This window comes from Paraburkholderia franconis, assembly GCF_009362735.1.
In the GTDB taxonomy this organism is placed as follows: domain Bacteria; phylum Pseudomonadota; class Gammaproteobacteria; order Burkholderiales; family Burkholderiaceae; genus Paraburkholderia; species Paraburkholderia franconis.
This window is the reverse complement of the sequence record NZ_WHNP01000018.1, coordinates 1-18,938: the sequence shown is the minus strand read 5'-3', so window position 1 is coordinate 18,938 and position 18,938 is coordinate 1. Positions and strand designations below refer to the sequence as shown.

The window sequence follows — 18,938 nt, the reverse complement described above, 5'->3', positions numbered from 1 at the left end:
TGCTGCAACAGGGTCTTACGGGAAGCTTAAGCACACGTTTTTCAGAAGGATGCCGTTGCCGCAATCCGGCACACGAGTGTGGTGCGCGGCGGCAAAGCGCCGCACCAAAGTCATCTGTGCGTCTTGATGGCCGCTCCCGCAAGCTAATCCGTGCCCGTCAGATGATCGCCGACGTTTGCGCCGAACACCCGCTCGCGTAACAGGGCAATCTCATCGCGCACCCGAGCCGCCTTTTCGAATTCGAGATTCTTCGCGTGCTCCATCATCTGCTTCTCAAGCCGCTTGAGCTCCTTCGCGACCTGCTTCTCGGACATGTCTTCGAACTTCGCACGGACTTGCTGCTCCTTCAGTTCGGCGCGCGCCTCGTCGACGTTGTAGACGCCGTCGATGATGTCCTTGATCCGCTTCACGACGCCGCGCGGCACGATGCCCATCTTCTCGTTGAACACGATCTGCTTCGCGCGCCGCCGCTCGGTTTCGTCGATCGCGCGCTTCATCGAATCCGTGATCCTGTCCGCGTAGAGAATGGCCTTGCCGTTCACGTTGCGCGCGGCGCGGCCGATCGTCTGGATCAACGAGCGCTCGGCGCGCAGGAAGCCTTCCTTGTCCGCATCGAGAATCGCGACCAGCGAAACTTCCGGAATATCCAGTCCTTCGCGCAGCAGATTGATCCCGACCAGCACGTCGAACGTGCCCAGCCGCAAGTCGCGGATGATTTCGACGCGCTCGACCGTATCGATGTCGCTGTGCAGATAGCGCACCTTCACGCCGTGATCGGCGAGAAACTCCGTCAGCTGCTCGGCCATGCGCTTGGTCAGCACGGTGACGAGCACGCGGTCGCCGGCGGCCACGCGCTCGTTGATCTCGGCCAGCACGTCGTCGACCTGCGTGCGCGCCGGCCGCACGTTGATTTCCGGATCGACGAGACCCGTCGGACGCACGACCTGCTCGGCCACCTGCCCCGACGTCTTTTTCTCGTAGTCGGCGGGCGTCGCCGACACGTACACAACCTGGCGCATCTTGCGCTCGAACTCGTTGAACTTGAGCGGCCGGTTGTCCAGCGCGGACGGCAGCCGGAAGCCGTAGTCGACAAGATTTTCCTTGCGCGCGCGGTCGCCGTTGTACATGCCGTTCAACTGGCCGATCAGCACGTGCGATTCGTCGAGGAACATGATCGCGTCGGTCGGCAAATAGTCGACGAGCGTCGGCGGCGGCTCGCCGGGCGCGGCGCCCGAGAAATGCCGCGAGTAGTTCTCGATGCCTTTGCAGAAGCCCAGTTCCTGCAACATTTCCAGATCGAAGCGCGTGCGCTGCTCGAGCCGTTGCGCTTCGACGAGCTTACCGTCGTTGTAGAAGAACTCGAGCCGGTCGCGCAGTTCGGACTTGATCGTCTCAACAGCACGCATCACAGTCTCACGTGGCGTCACATAGTGCGACGACGGATAAACGGTGAAGCGCAGAATCTTCTGACGCACGCGGCCCGTGAGCGGATCGAACAATTGAAGCGTATCGATTTCGTCGTCGAACAATTCGACGCGCACCGCCATTTCCGCATGTTCGGCAGGAAAAATATCGATCGTGTCGCCGCGCACGCGGAACGAACCGCGCTGGAAATCGGCCTCGTTGCGGTTGTACTGCATCGCGATGAGACGCGCGATGATGTCCCGCTGTCCGATCTTGTCGCCGGTGCGCAAGGTCAGAATCATCTGGTGATATTCCGACGGATTACCAATACCGTAGATCGCCGACACCGTCGCGACGATCACGACATCGCGCCGCTCCATCAGGCTCTTCGTCGCCGACAGACGCATCTGCTCGATGTGCTCGTTGACCGACGAATCCTTTTCGATGAAGAGGTCGCGCTGCGGCACATACGCTTCCGGCTGGTAGTAGTCGTAGTACGAGACGAAGTACTCGACGGCATTGCGCGGAAAAAACTCGCGAAACTCCGCGTACAGCTGCGCGGCGAGCGTCTTGTTGGGCGCGAAGACGATGGCCGGCCGGCCCAGACGCGCGATCGTGTTCGCCATTGTGTACGTCTTGCCGGAGCCCGTCACGCCGAGCAGCGTCTGGAATGACAGACCGTCCTCGACGCCTTCGACGAGCGTGTCGATCGCCGTCGGCTGGTCGCCAGCGGGCGGATACGGCTGATAGAGCCTGAACGGCGAGTCCTCGAACGTCACGAATTTGGATTCGTCGAGAGCGTCGTTGACTTCACTCAGATGATGTTCGGACATGGAAGCGGCACCTCGGCCCCGGAGCAAACGACTATTCTAGCGTTTTGCGAACGGTCGGGCCGACGCCTCGCCTCGCGTCTGAAACCGTGCCTGACCACCCACGCCGTTGCGCTGGAAATCGCGTGTTTGCAGAGAAAAACATCGCCAGATCGCTGTTTTCATTGCAAATTAATCCGCCCGCCAGCGCGGCCGACGCGAAAAACGTCGGCGAGATTCGTTACAATGGCACGTTCGCGCCCGCGCGGCTGTCGTCGAACGCATGATCGGGACCTGAGCATGGTTCCCGACGCAAGTTCCGAACCTCGCCGCCTCGAGCCGCATGCGGTTCCTAGCAGCATCCGAAGTCGTCCCTCTTTCCACTACTGCCGAATCATCATGTCTCTGTTCTCCGCCGTCGAACTTGCTCCCCGTGACCCGATTCTGGGCCTGAACGAAGCCTTCAATGCCGACACGCGCACCACTAAAGTCAATCTGGGTGTCGGCGTGTACACCAACGAAGAAGGCAAGATTCCTCTGCTGCGCGCTGTCCGCGAAGCAGAAAAGGCACGCGTTGAAGCTGCGCTGCCGCGCGGCTATCTGCCGATCGAAGGTATCGCCGTCTATGACGCAGCGGTGCAGAAGCTGCTGCTCGGCAACGATTCGCCGCTGATCGCTGCTGGCCGTGTCGTGACGGCGCAGGCGCTCGGCGGCACGGGCGCGCTGAAGATCGGCGCGGACTTCCTGAAGCGCCTCAATCCGGCGGCGAAGGTCGCGATCAGCGATCCGAGCTGGGAAAACCACCGCGCGCTGTTCGAAAGCGCCGGCTTCGAAGTCGCGTCGTACCCGTACTACGAAGCGAAAACGCATGGCGTGAACTTCGAAGGCATGCTGTCGGCGCTCAACAGCTACGCGCCGGGCACGATCGTCGTGCTGCACGCGTGCTGCCACAACCCGACGGGCGTCGATCTCTCCGTCGACCAGTGGCGCCAGGTGGTCGAAGTCGTGAAGGCACGCGAACTGGTGCCGTTCCTCGACATCGCCTATCAGGGCTTCGGCGACGGCATCGACGCCGACGCGGCTGCCGTGCGTCTCTTCGCGCAATCGGAGCTGAACGTGTTCGTGTCGTCGTCGTTCTCGAAGTCGTTCTCGCTGTACGGCGAACGCGTCGGCGCACTGTCGATCATCACGGGCAGCAAGGAAGAGGCAACGCGCGTGCTGTCGCAAGTCAAGCGCGTGATCCGCACGAACTATTCCAACCCGCCGACGCATGGCGGCGCCATCGTCGCAGCGGTGCTCGCTTCGCCGGAACTGCGCGCAACGTGGGAAACGGAACTGGGCGAAATGCGCGACCGTATCCGCGCGATGCGCAATGGCCTCGTCGAGCTTCTGAAGGCCGCGGGCGTCGACCGGGACTTCAGCTTCGTCAACGCGCAACGCGGCATGTTCTCGTACTCGGGTCTGACGGCGCCGCAAGTCGACCGTCTGCGCGAAGAGTTCGGCATCTACGCCGTCAGCACGGGCCGTATCTGCGTAGCCGCGCTGAACACGCGCAATCTGGACGTCGTGGCCAACGCGGTTGCTGCCGTCCTGAAGTAAGTCGTGGTGAGAGACAGCGTGCGGCGCCGTCTCTTCTCACATGGCAGCCAATGCTGCGAGTGAAAAGGCGCTCCTCGTGAGCGCCTTTTTCATGTCATGCCCGATCGCCCTCATTCCGGCTCGCGATCGCATGTCGATGCAACGGCAACCGCGCGTTCAATGCCACACGTCATCACCAGGCGTCGAACACTGCGCTTAACGCGAATCGCGATGAATGTCGTGCGTGACGAAGCTCGCGTCGTTGTCCGGCATGTCGAGCCAGCCCGGTTGCGCAAGCGAGTTGCGGATATCGTCCAGACCGCTTGCCCAATGCTGATGCATCGTCGACAAGCCGAACTGGTAGTCCTTGTAGTGCCCTTCGTATTCCTTGTCCCGGTAGATCAGGTGAATGATGTTGTAGCGCTTCGAGCAGGCGAGCTGCTCCGCGAGCTTGCACCACGGATCGTCGCGATGCTCAGGCGACACGCGGTCGAGCACTTCGCGCAGTACATGCCGAAAGCGCTGCGAATGCTGCATCGTATCCGTGACGAAGCGCGTCCGGCTCGAATACTGGATGTCCTTGACACGCCCCTGCACGTCGGTGATGTTGTCGGGCACGGGGCCGATCGCGCTCCACAGATCGACCTGAAAGGCGAGCGTATCGCGGCGCGGGCTTGCCTGCGCCACCTCGGCGAGCGGCGTATTCGACATCAGCCCGCCGTCCCAGTAGTACTCGCCGTCGATCTCCACGGCCCCGAATCCCGGCGGCAACGCGCCTGATGCCATGAAATGCTCGGGCTTCAACGTCGTATGCGTGTTGTCGAAGTACGCGAAGTTGCCCGTATGCACGTTCACCGCGCCGACCGACACGCGCATCTCTTTCGAGTTGATCCGGTCGAAGTCGCATAGCCGCTCGAGCGTCGCCTTGAGCGGCGTCGTGTCGTAGTAGCTCGCGTTTTGAGGCGGAGCCGACACGGCAGGCAACGGCGGCGGAAAGCGCGGCGTGAAGAAACCCTTCTGCCCGTCGACGAGCGCGCCGACCGCCTGCATCGCCGTGAACATCTTGCGTACGGCGTCGTTCGAGTTGAAGAGCGCGTGCTCGATGGACGGCGGCACGGGCGGACCGTAGGCCGGCTGGCAGATCGTCTCCCAGAACTCGTGCAGCTTTTCCACCCGATGCCTGGGTGCGTTGCCCGCGATAATCGACGTGTTCAACGCGCCGATCGAAATGCCAGCGAGCCAGTTCGGCAAAATGCCGGCCTCGTCGAGCCCTTGGTAGACCCCCGCCTGATACGCGCCGAGCGCGCCGCCGCCCTGCAGCACCAGCGCGACCGTTTCGTACTGCGGCAGCTCGACATGATGACTGGCGCGAACGCTAGACGACGCGCCCACCCGTTCGCCCTCCTCCGCACCGGCGCCGCCGGCGCGCTCCCGCTTCACGCTGCGTTGTGATTCGCGTTGCGCCATCATCACGCTCCGTTCTTATTGCATGTACCAGCCGTGGCTCACGATGAACGATTGGCCTGTGAGCGCAGCCGTCGGGAATGCCGACAGGAACAGCACCGTCTGCGCGACATCTTCAACGGTCGTGAATACGCCGTCCACCGTGCTGCCCAGCATCACGCGCTTGACCACTTCTTCCTCGCTGATGCCTAGCTCCTTGGCCTGCTCGGGAATCTGCTTGTCGACGAGCGGCGTGCGCACGAAGCCCGGACATACGACATGCGAACGCACATTGTGTTTCGCGCCTTCCTTCGCGAGCACGCGAGCGAGACCGAGCAGCGCATGCTTGGCGGCCACATACGCCGACTTCAACGGCGACGCTTCGTGCGAGTGCACCGAGCCCATGTAGATCACGATGCCGCCGCGATCGTCCTTGTACATGTGCTTGAGCGCGGCCTTCGTCGTGAGGAACGCGCCGTCGACGTGGATCGCCTGCATCTTCTTCCAGTCGGAGAACGAATAGTTCTCGATCGGGTTGACGATCTGAATGCCGGCGTTCGAGATCAGGATATCCACCGAGCCCAGTTCGGCCGCGACCTTGTCGATGCCCTGATTGACGGCGTCTTCGCTGGTCACGTCCATCGCGACGCCGAGCGCCTTGCCGCCGGCTTTCGTGATTTCTTCGGCGACGGCATTCGCGCCGTCCTGGTTCAGGTCCGCAATCGCGACGGCCGCGCCCGCCGCCGACAGCGTCAACGCGATCTGCTTGCCGATGCCGCTCGCCGCGCCCGTGACGACGGCGACCTTGCCTTTCAGACTTTCATTCGATGACGACATCCAGAACCTCCATGCGGTTGATTGAGCAATGAGAACATGGCGCGCAGATAGCGTAAAGCTGGCTGAACGGCATATGCCGTTCGGTCGATTGCTGCACTGCGGCCGACTTCGCTATTGTGCATGAACCGAAGCGAATGAAACACCAAAGGCACGTCTTGCGGAATCGGATTAATGTGTCAGGTTCCGGCGACGATACTTACAAGGAGATCTGGATGAACTACCCACGTCTCGGCCGTTCCGGCCTGCAGGTCAGCGAGCTGTCGATCGGCTCATGGGTGACTTACGGCAATCAGGTGGACCGGCGCGCCGCGCGGGAATCGCTGGCGGCTGCGCGCGACGCGGGCGTCAATTTCTTCGACAACGCCGAAGTCTATGCAGGCGGCCGATCCGAAGAGATCATGGGCGAGGCGCTGAAGGAACTGAACTGGCCGCGCGTGAGCTATATCGTCTCCACGAAGTTTTTCTGGGGGCTCAACGAAGCGCCCAATCAGTATCACACGCTCAATCGCAAGTACCTGCTCAATGCGATCGACGGCTCGTTGAAGCGTCTGCAACTCGATTATGTCGATCTCGTGTTCTGTCATCGTCCTGACCCGAACACCCCCATCGAAGAGACGGTATGGGCGATGAGCGACATGATCGCGCGCGGCAAGGCGCTGTACTGGGGCACGTCCGAATGGAGCGCCGACGAGATCCGCGCGGCCTGTGAAATCGCCGAGCGGCATCATCTGCACAAGCCCGTGATGGAGCAGCCGCAATACAACCTGTTCCACCGCAAGCGCGTCGAAGACGAATATCGACGGCTCTACGAGGACATCGGCCTCGGTCTCACGACATGGAGTCCGCTTGCTTCGGGACTGCTCACGGGCAAGTACCGCAACGGCGTGCCATCCGGCAGCCGCGCGGAACTGCAAGGCTACGACTGGCTGCGCAAGGAAGTCACTGACGCGGGCAGGAACAACATCGTCGGCCAGCTCGGCGAAGTCGCGGACGAACTCGGCTGCACCGTGGGGCAGCTTGCGCTTGCATGGGTCCTGACGAATCCGAACGTCAGCACGGTCATCACGGGTGCATCGCGTGTCGAGCAGATCGCGGAGAACATGAAGGCGCAGGATGTCGCCGAGCAGATCACGCCGGAGATCAAGTTCAACATTGAAGCGATTGTCGGCGACGCTTACGACTAGGGGCTTTGAAGAGCCGCGGTTCGGGCGAGGGTCGGGCGTGGATCGGGCACCCGTCGATCCGATCATGCGTTCGGCCAGAACGGCGAACCGTCGGCGTTGACCTTGCTGCTCGCACGCTTACCTCATTTACGTACCTCGTTCACGTACAATACGCGGCCGCATAACCCGCCTCCTCTAGCGCTTCTCATCGCCATGCTCAGTTACCGCCACGCTTTTCACGCAGGCAATCACGCCGACGTCCTGAAACACGCAGTCGTCGTGCAACTGCTGCGCTATCTCGGACAAAAGGACAAGGCGTACTGGTATATCGACACGCACGCTGGCGCAGGTGTGTATTCGCTGAAAGAGGGGTACGCGACCAAGACCGCGGAGTTCGAAACGGGTATCGCAAAGCTGTGGAATCGCAAGGACTTGCCGCCCGTGATTGCGGAGTATGTCGATGAGGTATCCGCGCTGAATGCCGACGGCGAGTTGCGTTTCTACCCCGGCTCGCCCTATCTCGCGTGGCGGCTGATGCGCGAGCAGGATCGCATGCGCCTGTTCGAATTGCATAGCACCGAAATCGACGTGCTGCGCCATAACTTCCGCGATGCTGGCCGACGCGCGATGCTGTTCGATGGCGATGGCTTCGATGGCATCAAGACGCTGCTGCCGCCCGCGCCACGCCGCGCGCTCGTGCTCGTCGATCCGTCCTATGAAGACAAACGCGATTACGCGCGCACGCTGACGTGTGTCGAAGAATGTCTGAAGCGCTTTGCAACGGGAACGTATGCGATCTGGTATCCGCAAGTCGCGCGTCCGGAGTCGCAGCGTTTCCCCGAACTGTTGAAACGGCTGCAGGACAAGAACTGGTTGCATGTGTCGCTGACGGTCAGCAGCCCGCCGAGCGATGGCTTTGGACTCTTCGGCAGCGGCATGTTCATTCTGAATCCGCCCTACACGCTGCCGAAGATGATGAAGGAAACGCTGCCGTGGCTCGTCGAGACGCTCCGTCAAGACAAGGCCGCGCAGTTCAAGATCGAACATCGCGGCGACTGAGCCACATTGGGCCGAACGCGGACTCGGCCATAAGCGACACAACAAGCGCGTGCATTAGAGAAGAACAAGCCTGCACGCAAGACGCGGCTCCCTCGCAACGCTGGAACTACTTGGCTTGCTCGTCCGCCTTGCGCGCGAAGTCGTTCGTATAAGTCGTCTTCAGGTCGATCTTCGACGCGTCGAGCCGCGTATCGAACGACGAAAGCGCACGCAAGGCCGTCGGAGGCCCGTCCGCGGGCATCAGGCCATCCGGCGAGTAGGCTTCTCGGACGTTGTGAAAGGCATCGATATATAGCGCCTTGTCGTTGAGCAGATAAGCGGGGGGCACCATCTTCACGATATCGGCGTCGCTGGCTGTCTGAAGCCATCGGTCCGCGCGCACGATCGCGTTGGCCAACGCCTGAGTTGTCTTCGGATATTTCTGGATGAAGCTATCCGGTGCGTAGAGCGTCGCCGCGGGCATCGTCCCGCCGAATACTTCCTGCGTGCCCTTTACGGTACGCGTATCGACCAGCACCTTGATGTCGCCCGAACGCTGCAGCTTGGTCATCATCGGATCGACATTCGATAGCGCGTCGACCTGTCCGTTGCTCACGGCGGAAATCACCGTCGCGCCGCTGCCGACACCGATCACCGAGATATCGCTGCGTTGCACCCCTGCCTTGCGCAGCGCGACCGTCAGCACGAGGTCAGTCGACGAACCGGGTGCGCTCACGCCGACCTTCGCGCCTTTGAAATCGGCCAGAGTCTTCAACGTGCCGGCCTTCTCTTTCGTCACCGCCACGGCGATCTGCGGCGCGCGGCCCATCAGTACGAACGCGCGATAGTGCTGGCCTTTCGCCTGCATGAAGATCGTGTGCTCGTAGGCACCCGCGCCGACATCCGCACTGCCGCCGACCACGGCTTCCAGCGCCTTCGATCCGCCCGCAAAATCCTCGAGCGTCACATCGAGGCCTTCGTCCTTGAAAAAGCCCAGTTGCTGCGCGGTCAGCACGGGAAGGTAGTAGAGGCCCGGCAAGCCTCCGACGGCCATCGTGAGCTTCGGCTTCTCGGGCGTCTCTTTCGCGATGGCGGGATACGTCGCGAGCGCAAGCAGCGTTGCACATGCGCCCATGGCACGCCGGAACCAGAGGTTAGACATTCGTCGTCTCCTGTCTTTTTCGAGTCGTTCGTCTCGCTGCGTTGGAGCGCTAAACGCGTGTGCCGCGAGCGATGATTGCGCAACGATTGTCGTCGGATGATCCGGCGCGCGCCATGCGCCGAAACCCGAATGATGAGCGATCGTCCCGTGCGCGAATATCGGCGCAGGGCAAACCAGCCGCTCTATTGGGAGCGAGGCGTCGGCCGCGGATGCGGCGCCGGCACACCGCCCGGCACCTGGATGTACGGCGCGACGACATAGGGTGGTGTCGAGCCGTTGTTGTACGGCAATTCTTCGGGTGTCGCGATTGGCTGGGCTTCGACGATGCGTCTCGTCGAAAGCGGTCCCGTTTGCAGTATGGTGCCGCTCTGGCCGTCGCTGATGCCGCTTTGGGTATCCAGAATCAGCGGCTGACGGCCCGCCGAAGAAGCGGCAAACACCGACGATGCCGCCCCCAGCAGCACGACGGTCGCTGCGAATCGCAGCAGAAGCATCGAATGGTCTGAAAACATGAGCGCCCCGGTTGATTGTAGGAATGCCGGTTATCGCAAAAACATCCTACATTACCGCGACGACCGCGTTCCGGCTAGTCGTCGAAGCCGTCGCGCGCGATCCGCCGGCGCCAGATACGACAAAGCCCCGCATGGCGGGGCTTCCGTATCGCTTCGTGCTCGCGGCGAACAGCGTGCCACGTAGGCTGGGGCGATCGACTTACAGCGAGTAGCCGTTGGTTTCGAGCGAGCGAATACGCTGCTCGAGCTGAACGATATCCGACGACGCTGCGAGGTAAGCCTCACGGCGGCTACGTTCAGCAGTTTCAAACCAGTTGCTCAGCTTTTCGACCAGAAACGCAATCATGATGAACTCCAAGGATCAGTTAAGAATCCCCGGTGGGTTGGACATCAGGGATTTCCCGTAGAAGGGTTAACCCGAATTATAGCGTTCCAGTGCAACCTTGCCAGTGAATTGCCCGAATGGTGTGCATTCCGTTTTGGAATGGTGCATCTCAATTCCGTAGGCAAACCTTTGATTTTCAGCCAATTTTTCTAGATTTGTCGCAAAATCGCCCGGAACAGGTGTCACAACCGCACCCATTCAGTGCAATCGCGTGCGATTGAGCACAACATCGCGTCGCTGTTTTTCAGTGACTGTGACAATCGGGCGCGGCATCTATCGGATCGACAGCCGCGAGGCCTTCGATGATCGGGCAATCCGGCCGGTCATCGCCATAACAATGCTCCGCGAGATGCGCCAGGGTGTCGCGCATCTCGGTCAGTTCGGCAATGCGGTGGTTGAGTTCGGCGACGTGCTCCAGCGCGATCGATTTCACTTCCGCGCTCGTGCGAGTCCGGTCGTGCCACAACGCGAGCAGCCTGCGAATGTCCTCGACGGGAAAGCCCAGCCGCCGCGCCTGGCGGATAAAGCGCAGCGAATGCACTTCCTGCGCGCCATAAACCCGATATCCCGCCGACGTACGTTCCTTTGCCGCGAGCAATCCGACGCTCTCGTAGTAGCGGATCATTTTCGCCGTCACGCCCGACGCGCGGGCCGCTTGACCGATATTCATCGCCCGTTCCCCACTCTGCTTTCACGATATGTTGCACGATTCTTGACCTTCCCACGATGGGAAGGTCAATCATGTATTTGCCGGTCGACAGGCATAATTCAATGGTTGCAGGACTGACAAGCTAAAGGAAAAGCATGAGCATCGAATTCAAGGTAGAAGGCATGAGCTGCCAGCATTGCGTCGCGGCCGTTACGCGCGCCATCCAGGAGCACGACGCGCACGCGCAGGTTCAAGTCGATCTGCCTGCGGGCAAGGTCGCCGTCCAGTCGGGCGCATCCGTCGACACGCTGAAGGCCGCCATCGACGAAGCCGGCTACACGGTCGTCGCCGTCGACGGCCATTGAGCCGGGGAATGCGGATGTTCAAGGTTGCCGTCATCGGCGGATCGGGTCTGCTGGGGCGGGCCGTCGTCGGCGAACTCACCCGGCAGCGCGACTGGCAACTCGTGCAGACGGCATTCAGCCACCCGGGCCCGCAAAGCGTGAGGCTCGACGTCCGCGATGCCGATGCCGTCACGCGGTTCGTCGAGCGCGAGCAACCCGACGCCATCGTGATCGCGGCGGCCGAGCGCCGGCCGGATGTCTGCGAGCACGATCCGGCGCTTGCGCGCGCGTTGAATGTCGACGCCGTGCGGGCGATTGCGTCGGCGGCACAGCGGCGCGGCGCGTGGGTGCTGTCCATCTCCACCGACTACGTGTTCGACGGCAGGCACCCGCCGTATCGCGACGACGCGACGCCATCGCCGATCAACGCATATGGCCGCAGCAAGCTGGATGGCGAGCAAGCGCTCGCCGAGTCGACCGATCTGGGCTGCGTGCTGCGCTTGCCGCTGCTGTTCGGGCCGATCGTCGGCTGGCAGGAATCGGCGGTAACGAGCCTCGTGCCCGCGCTTGCCGCGTCGGCAAGCGCGGCGCCCGACGCAAAGGCCGCCGTGATGGACGCGTGGGCGATCCGCTATCCGACCTATACGCCGGATGTGGCCGTCGTCGTGCGGCAATTGCTGGAGCGGCACGCGCACGGCGAGGCGGTGTGCGGCACGGCGCAGTGGTCCGGCGACGAACCGATGACGAAGTACGACATCGCGCAACGCCTCGCAGATGCGCTGCAAATCGACGCGCAACTCACGCCGCAGCACACGCCAGCCGACTCGACGCCACGCCCGCACAACTGCCATCTGGACTCGTCGCGGCTCGAAGCGCTAGGCATCGGCCGGCGCACGCCATTCGATACGGCGATCTGCCAGGTGCTAGCTCAGTTTCCGTGGCGCGGTTAGCGCGATCAGTGGAAGTCGCGGCTCGTCGATTGCAGCCCGCCCAGCAGATGCGACATGTCGACGAGCCGTTGCGCCACGAGGTGCCGCACTTCGCCCTCGCATTGCCACGTGCCGTAGACGGCGAGCAGCGATGCGCCCAGCGCTTCCCGCCTCTGCTTCTCCAGCAGGCTCGGCCACACGATCACATTGACGTTGCCCGTCTCGTCCTCGAGCGTCACGAACAGCACGCCCTTCGCCGTGCCGGGCCGCTGCCGCACGGTGACGATCCCGCATCCGCGCGCGAGGCGTCCATTGCGATAGCTGCTCAACGTCGACGCGGGCATGAGGCGCTGCTCCAGCAATACGGGCCGCAGCAGTTCCAGCGGATGACGGCCGAGCGTCAGCCCCACTGACCGGTAATCCGCGACGATGTCCTGCGCCTCCGACGGCGCGCCCAGTTCGGGCGTGTCGTCCTGAACGGCGGCGGCAGACAGCATGTCCTTGTCGGGCACGGCCGCGACCGAATGCCACAACGCCTCGCGCCGGTTGCCTGCCAGCGACGACAACGCATTCGCATCGGCGAGCACATGCAGGTCGTGCCGGTTGAGTTGCGCCCGGCGCGCGAGATCATGGACGCTCCTGAACGGGCGCACAGCGCGCGCATTTTCGATGCGCTCCGCCGCGCCGTCCTTCATGCCGCGCAACAGCGACAGCCCGAGGCGCACAGCGGGACGCGTGCTGCCTGGCACTGTTTCGAGCGCAGAATCCCATCCGCTGACGGTCACATCGGCGGGCAAGACGATCACGCCATGCCGCCGCGCGTCCTGCACGAGTTGCGACGGCGAATAGAAGCCCATCGGCTGGCTGTTGAGCATCGCGGCGAGAAACGCCTCGGGCTCGTGGCATTTCAGCCAGCTGCTCGCATAGACCAGCAGCGCGAAGCTCGCCGCGTGGCTCTCCGGAAAGCCGTATTCGCCGAAGCCCTTGATCTGCTCGAAGATGCTCTCGGCGAAACTCTGCGGGTAGCCACGTTCCTGCATGCCGTTGACGATGCGGTCGTAGTATTTGATGAGGTCGCCCTTGCGCTTCCACGCGGCCATCGCGCGACGCAGCTGATCGGCTTCGCCCGGCGTGAACCCCGCCGCGATAATCGCGACCTGCATCACCTGCTCCTGGAAGATCGGCACGCCGAGCGTGCGTTCGAGCGCGACCTTCAGCTTGTCGTTCGGATAACTGACGGGTTCGAGCTTTTGCCGTCGCCGCAAATAAGGATGCACCGCTCCGCCCTGAATCGGTCCCGGCCGCACGATCGCGACTTCGATCACGAGATCGTAGAACTCTCGCGGACGCAGGCGCGGCAGCATGCTCATCTGCGCGCGCGATTCGATCTGGAACACGCCGATCGTATCGGCGCGCGAGATCATGTCGTAGGTCTCTTCGTTTTCGGGTGGAATGTCCTGCATCTCGAAGCGTTCGCCGCGCCGCTCCGATACGAGATCCAGCGTGCGCCGGATCGCCGACAGCATGCCGAGCGCGAGCACATCGACCTTCAGCAAGCCAAGCGATTCGAGATCGTCCTTGTCCCACTCGATCACGGAGCGATCGACCATCGCCGCGTTCTCGACGGGCACGAGCCGCGTGAGCTTGCCGCGGCTGATCACGAAGCCGCCCGAATGCTGCGACAGATGACGCGGAAAATTGAGCAGTTGCGACGCGAGCCGCGCCCACGCCTGAATCAGCGGCTTCTCCGGGTCCAGCCCCGACTCCTCGAAGCGCTTGAGCAGATCGTGACTCGTATCGAACCAGTGATGCGACTTCGCGACGGTATCGACGATCTGCGGATCGATGCCGAGCGCCTTGCCCGTCTCGCGCAACGCGCCGCGCGGCCGGTACGTCGACACGGCCGCCGCGATCGCCGCACGGTCGCGTCCGTACTTGCGATAGATGTACTGGATGACTTCTTCGCGCCGCTGGTGTTCGAAGTCCACGTCGATGTCGGGCGGCTCGCCCCGTTCCTTCGAGATGAAACGCTCGAACAGCATGTTGCCGCGCGCCGGGTCCACCTCCGTCACGCCCAGGCAGTAACAGACAGCCGAGTTGGCCGCCGACCCGCGCCCCTGACACAGAATGTGCTGGCTGCGTGCATAACGCACGATGTCGTAGACGGTCAGAAAGTATGGCTCGTATTTGAGGTCCGCAATCAGCGCGAGTTCGTGTTCGATCTGATCCTTTACGTTCTGCGGAATGCCCGAAGGAAAACGCCGCTGCGCGCCGAAATACGTCTCCTGACGCAGGTATTGCGTCGGCGTGTAGCCTTCGGGCACGAGTTCATCGGGATATTCGTATTTGAGTTCGTCGAGCGAAAACGTGCAGCGCGACAGCACGCTGATCGTCTCGCGCAACGTGTAATCGGGATACAGATTCGCGATGCGCAGACGCGAACGCAAATGTTGTTCTGCATTCGGCGCGAGCTCGTAGCCGCACTCGTGCACCGGCCTGCCGACGCGAATCGCCGTCATCGTGTCCTGCAGCGGCTTGCGCGAGCGCACATGCATCACGACGTGACCCAATGCGACGACGGGCACGTTCTGCTTGCCCGCGACATATTCGAGCGCGCCGCGATGAATGTCGTCCATCGCGCGCTGATGCAGCACGAGCCCGACCCATGCGCGGCCGGGAAACGTCTCGTCGAGCCATTCGATCTGCGCTTCGAGCGCCGCTTCGTCCGCGGGAAAGTCGGGAACGAGGATCGCGAGGCAATCGGGCATGCCGCGCAGATGCACATTTTCGCGATCGGGCCGCGACAGATCGTGCGGCGTGAGGCGATATTCGCCCTTCGGCGCGCGCGTGCGCGCGAGCGTGATCAGCTCCGACAGATTGCCGTAGCCCTCGCGATTCTGCGCGAGCAGAATCAGGCCGAACGCGGGCGAGCCATCAGCATTGCGCAGCCGGAAATACGATCCGATGACGAGCGGCAAGCCCACTTTCTTCGCCGCGACATGCGCGCGCACAACGCCCGCCAGCGAGCATTCGTCGGTGATGGCGAGCCCCGAATAACCAAGCTGAAACGCGCGCTCGGCGAGTTCTTCCGCATGCGACGCGCCATGCAGGAACGTGAAATTCGAAAAACAGAACAGCTCGGCGTAGGCCGGCAACGCATTGAATGTCGTGTCCATCGCGCGTCATCCGAACAGGCCGTGCAGGAACCAGCGCGGCTCCTCTTCGGCATCGCGGCTGCTGATGCGCTCGCGATAAACCCAATAGCAGCTGCGGTCTTCGCCTTGCATGACGAAGTAATCGCGTGTGACGAATGCGCCGTCGAACCAGCCTGCTTCGATCCGCTCGCCCGGCGACACCATCTTCAGCGGCGAACCGTAAAACGGCCGGTGCTGACGCATCGGCAGACGCACGGGCGTCTCCAGCATCCATGTCGGGCGCGGCAGGCTCTTCGGCAACTGCATCTTTTTTTCCGCGTGATTCACGGGCACCCAGCGGTTCGCGATCTCCGGCCGGTAGTCGGCCGTCGGCGCGGGACGCAACACGTTTTCGTCGCCGAGGCGCGCAATCAGCAGTTCGATCAGCCGCGCGTGATCCGCCGGCGAGCCGCCCGGCTCGGGAAAGAGCTGATCGGTGGCGGGCGCAGCCGCATCGACCTTCGATGCATCGAGCCGCACCGCGATAGCCGGTGCGTTCAACGTGAGACGATGCAGCCGCTCCTTCACGAGGCGCAGCAGATGGTCTTCGCGCCAGGCGGCTTCGCCCAATGCGATGTCGATCGACGTCGGCGCGATGGCTTCGCGACCGCGCTCGTGCTCGAACGACAGCGTGATCGCCGTCACCGCCAGTTGCTTCGCGCACAGCCAGCCGCACAGCTGCACGATCAGACGATGCGCGGCGAACACGGCGCCATCCGCATGCTCCAGACGATCGGGCAATTCGAGTCGCGCGCTGAACGTGGGCGGCAACTCGATCCAGTCGAACAGTTCCGGCGCGGTGCCGAACGCGCGGTCGAGCGAGTCCAGCAGATGCTCGCCGCAGCGCCGCTGCAAGCCGGCGCGCGGCAGACGGCGCACATCGGCAATCGATTCGCAGCCCAAACCGCCGAACCAGTCGGCAAACGGACGGATTTCCGGCACGGCGAGCATCGGCAGCGGCGCGAGCACGCGCTCCAGCGACGCGAGTTGCAGCACGCGCCCGTTGCCGTGTTTCGCCAGAAGCCATGCGCCCTGCCCCGTCGGCGCGGCGCTGATGCGCGCCGTCAAGCCAAGCGCGTCGAGAACCACCTTCGCCTGACGGCATAGCGACAACAACCCGCCGAAAAGCCGCAAGCTCGCGCCGACTTCGACGAGCACCGTCGCTTCGTCGAGCAACGCTACATCGGGCGAAAACTTCATCAGCGCCACGCCGACTTCGCGCTGCGCCGCGTTTTCACGCACGATGTCGCGCTCGTACAGGGCCGTTTCCGGCGACAGCGTCAGCACGCCACCGCGCTTCATGCCCAGTCGCACGCCTGCCGCGCGGGCTGCACTGTCGGCAATCGCGACCTTGTCCTTCTCCAGCACCGCGCTACCGTGCACCGGCTCAGGCGACCACCTCGGTCGAAAGACTTCGAGCGGCAACTTCGGCAGATGGACGGCGAGAAAGACGCGCATGGCGAGAAAACAGAACAGGAGTGGGTTGAAGAGAAATCGACAGAGGCTCCGCACGTGTTGGGCCTCGTCGTTTCACGATGTCGACCATCAGACCGTCGGCCGAGGGGCGTAACGCCAGCCGCAATAGCGCCGGCGATGAGGCCTGAGCCGAGGCGAGCGGCCGGACCATGATGAAGAGCGTCTCCGACGACTGCGCAGCCAGATGGAGACGCCGCAGCGACGACGCCTGCGCATGCTGCGCCCACAGGATCAGCGCGCCACAACTGCCGGCATGCAGGATCTGTTCGGCGGACCAGAAGGCGTCGGCGCTTTTGGGGGCTTTGATCTGCAGCAGCCTGTCGAGCGAGAGCCCGATGTAATTGAGGCCTAGCCCATCCGGTATATGAGGCGGCTGAACGAGAGCAATGGGCCGATCGCCAAGTGAACTCAATGCCGGCCGCAACAGCCGCATCTCGCCGACGCCCGGCACCTGGACCAGCAAATCGACAAGCGCGCCAATGGGCCAGCCACCGCCGGGCAACTCCATCGATAACGCGGGATAGCCGGTGTCGAGCGTGCGCCGCCCGCCGCGCGCGAGCTGTGAGGCTCGCCATAGCGACGGATGAATCTCTTCGGCACGGGTAGCGGCGGCTGACATCGATGTAGGAAAGCACTGTATATTTGTACAGTATCCTACATGGAAAAGTGCGGGGTGAATCGCGCCCTTTTTCGAGGCTATTTTTCCTATGAATTAAATACCATGTCTGATTGGTGAGTGTTTCCGTGCTTTAAAACTCTTTTAAGCTTTAAAGCGCTGCCGATAAAGGTTATCGCACACCAAGTCGGGATATCTGGATTCAGATGGATGAAACTTATGACGGTCGAGGGCGACAATCATTTTGGCCGGTGTAGCGGCGAAGGTTTTGGCCGGTGGGGAGAAGTCGGAGGCGGCGTAGCCGCCGGAGAGTTTTCCCCACCGACGGCGCCGAGTCGGCCGGGCTCTACGATGGCTGATCGAATAAGAAAGCGATCAGCTACATGTCTGGAACCCGCATTACCGACCAACAGGTTCGCCTCCACATGCCCAAACGCAAACACCACTCGCAGGAGATCGCCGCCGCCAAGGCCGGCATCAGTGTGCGCAGCGCCCGGCGCATAGAACGGGACACCGTACTGCCATCACAGAAACCGCGTCGTTACTGGCGTTCCCGTCCCGATCCCTTCGCCGACGTCTGGGATACTGAAGTCGTTCCGGATGCTCGCGAACGCGCCGCAACTTCAGGCGGTCACGATCCTGCGCAAGCTGCAGGACGATCATCCCGGGGAGTATCCCGACAGCACACGCCGCACACTCAAGCGCCGCGTGCGGCACTGGCGGGCGACGTCCGGCACACCGAAGGAAGTCTTCTTCCCGCAGTTGCATGAGCCCGGCGCACGCGGCCTGTCCGACTTTACCGACATGGCCGAACTGCGAGTGACGATCGCTGGCGTGCCATTCGAACACCGGTTGTCCCACTTCGTGCTCGCGTTCTCGCGCTGGGAATACGCCAATGTCGTTGAAGGTGGCGAGAGCTTCGAAGCGCTGTCCATGGGATTGCAAAACGCACTATGGCAGGCCGGGGGATGTCCGCGCGAGCATCGCACCGACAGTCTGTCGGCGGCGTTCAGAAACCTCGCGGATGAAGACGACTTCACGGTGCGCTATGCGGCGCTGCTCGAGCACTATGGCATGACCGGGACACGCAACAATCGCGGCCTGGGTCACGAGTATGGTGCGGTAAAAAATATGTGCTGCTCGATAAAGAACTAGGCCAAGGCAGTACCTTTGTGGAAAGCGAACAGCACATATTATTCGCTACAAGGTGCGGAGGAAGGTCATCAGGTCGGGCTGATCCCGCCATTGCTTTTGGCCTTCGGCACCGCCTTCCACTTCGCATGTCGCCAGTGCCTGTGCCTTTGTTTCCAGATTGATCTCGGCGTAGATGTTGGTCGTCTCCAACGAAACGTGCCCAAGCCAGCCGCGTATCGTATTGATGTCGACACCGGCCTGGAGT

15 protein-coding genes and 2 pseudogenes are annotated in these 18,938 nt (G+C 62.5%); 6 read left to right on the top strand and 11 right to left on the bottom strand.

What is annotated here, in order from left to right; genetic code table 11:
* Positions 1-143: 143 nt before the first annotated feature.
* Positions 144-2,237 carry an excinuclease ABC subunit UvrB gene (gene uvrB / locus GCT13_RS20110; protein ID WP_152760876.1) on the bottom strand — a complete coding sequence of 698 codons (2,094 nt, stop codon included), beginning with the start codon at positions 2,235-2,237 and terminating at the stop codon, positions 144-146.
* Positions 2,238-2,612: 375 nt separating this feature from the next.
* Here uvrB and GCT13_RS20105 point away from each other — a divergent pair, with 375 nt between their 5' ends.
* The gene (locus GCT13_RS20105; protein WP_152760874.1) at positions 2,613-3,812 is read left to right on the top strand and encodes an amino acid aminotransferase; all 1,200 of its coding nucleotides are present in this window, start codon (positions 2,613-2,615) and stop codon (positions 3,810-3,812) included.
* A gap of 195 nt (positions 3,813-4,007) precedes the next feature.
* On the opposite strand, the gene GCT13_RS20100 is transcribed toward GCT13_RS20105, so the two are convergent.
* A complete protein-coding gene (locus GCT13_RS20100) occupies positions 4,008-5,258 on the bottom strand; it encodes a DUF3734 domain-containing protein (protein WP_152761104.1) in 1,251 nt (416 codons plus the stop codon).
* Positions 5,259-5,273: 15 nt separating this feature from the next.
* Positions 5,274-6,071 carry a 3-hydroxybutyrate dehydrogenase gene (locus GCT13_RS20095; protein WP_152760872.1) on the bottom strand — a complete coding sequence of 266 codons (798 nt, stop codon included), beginning with the start codon at positions 6,069-6,071 and terminating at the stop codon, positions 5,274-5,276.
* Positions 6,072-6,283: 212 nt separating this feature from the next.
* Between GCT13_RS20095 and GCT13_RS20090 the strand changes: the two genes are divergently transcribed.
* Both GCT13_RS20090 and GCT13_RS20085 read left to right on the top strand, forming a co-directional pair.
* Positions 6,284-7,255 (top strand): potassium channel beta subunit family protein, encoded by a 972-nt coding sequence (locus GCT13_RS20090; protein ID WP_152760870.1) that lies wholly within the window; start codon positions 6,284-6,286, stop codon positions 7,253-7,255.
* A gap of 192 nt (positions 7,256-7,447) precedes the next feature.
* Positions 7,448-8,293: a 23S rRNA (adenine(2030)-N(6))-methyltransferase RlmJ gene (locus GCT13_RS20085; RefSeq protein ID WP_152760868.1), complete on the top strand. Its 846-nt coding sequence runs from the start codon at positions 7,448-7,450 to the stop codon at positions 8,291-8,293.
* A 106-nt stretch (positions 8,294-8,399) separates the two neighbouring features.
* Here the strand turns inward: GCT13_RS20085 and GCT13_RS20080 are convergent, their stop codons facing one another.
* The 4 genes from GCT13_RS20080 to cueR form a co-directional block, all read right to left on the bottom strand.
* Positions 8,400-9,434 (bottom strand): ABC transporter substrate-binding protein, encoded by a 1,035-nt coding sequence (locus GCT13_RS20080; protein WP_152760866.1) that lies wholly within the window; start codon positions 9,432-9,434, stop codon positions 8,400-8,402.
* Positions 9,435-9,616: 182 nt separating this feature from the next.
* Entirely contained in the window at positions 9,617-9,946 is a 330-nt protein-coding gene (locus GCT13_RS20075; RefSeq protein ID WP_152760864.1) for a hypothetical protein, read from the bottom strand.
* Positions 9,947-10,145: 199 nt separating this feature from the next.
* Positions 10,146-10,292: a DUF3563 family protein gene (locus tag GCT13_RS20070; RefSeq protein WP_152760862.1), complete on the bottom strand. Its 147-nt coding sequence runs from the start codon at positions 10,290-10,292 to the stop codon at positions 10,146-10,148.
* A gap of 283 nt (positions 10,293-10,575) precedes the next feature.
* The gene (cueR, locus tag GCT13_RS20065) at positions 10,576-11,001 is read right to left on the bottom strand and encodes a Cu(I)-responsive transcriptional regulator (RefSeq protein ID WP_152760860.1); all 426 of its coding nucleotides are present in this window, start codon (positions 10,999-11,001) and stop codon (positions 10,576-10,578) included.
* Between the two features lie 134 nt (positions 11,002-11,135).
* On the opposite strand from cueR, the gene GCT13_RS20060 reads away from it, so the two are divergent.
* Positions 11,136-11,345 carry a heavy-metal-associated domain-containing protein gene (locus GCT13_RS20060; protein WP_152760858.1) on the top strand — a complete coding sequence of 70 codons (210 nt, stop codon included), beginning with the start codon at positions 11,136-11,138 and terminating at the stop codon, positions 11,343-11,345.
* Between the two features lie 14 nt (positions 11,346-11,359).
* Positions 11,360-12,274 (top strand): dTDP-4-dehydrorhamnose reductase family protein, encoded by a 915-nt coding sequence (locus GCT13_RS20055; protein WP_152760856.1) that lies wholly within the window; start codon positions 11,360-11,362, stop codon positions 12,272-12,274.
* A 5-nt stretch (positions 12,275-12,279) separates the two neighbouring features.
* Here GCT13_RS20055 and GCT13_RS20050 read toward each other — a convergent pair whose 3' ends face one another.
* The 3 genes from GCT13_RS20050 to imuA are packed head-to-tail and all read right to left on the bottom strand — an operon-like array spanning position 12,280 to position 17,542.
* Entirely contained in the window at positions 12,280-15,429 is a 3,150-nt protein-coding gene (locus GCT13_RS20050; RefSeq protein WP_152760854.1) for an error-prone DNA polymerase, read from the bottom strand.
* Between the two features lie 6 nt (positions 15,430-15,435).
* Positions 15,436-16,905: a Y-family DNA polymerase gene (locus GCT13_RS20045; RefSeq protein ID WP_193727705.1), complete on the bottom strand. Its 1,470-nt coding sequence runs from the start codon at positions 16,903-16,905 to the stop codon at positions 15,436-15,438.
* Positions 16,835-17,542: a translesion DNA synthesis-associated protein ImuA gene (gene imuA / locus GCT13_RS20040; protein WP_152760852.1), complete on the bottom strand. Its 708-nt coding sequence runs from the start codon at positions 17,540-17,542 to the stop codon at positions 16,835-16,837. Before imuA ends, GCT13_RS20045 begins: the two co-directional genes overlap by 71 nt.
* A gap of 380 nt (positions 17,543-17,922) precedes the next feature.
* Between imuA and istA the strand changes: the two are divergent.
* Positions 17,923-18,670 (top strand): annotated as a pseudogene (gene istA, locus GCT13_RS20030) (IS21 family transposase); the annotation flags it as partial.
* A 69-nt stretch (positions 18,671-18,739) separates the two neighbouring features.
* Here istA and GCT13_RS20025 read toward each other — a convergent pair.
* Positions 18,740-18,938, bottom strand: a pseudogene (locus GCT13_RS20025) (tyrosine-type recombinase/integrase); the annotation flags it as partial.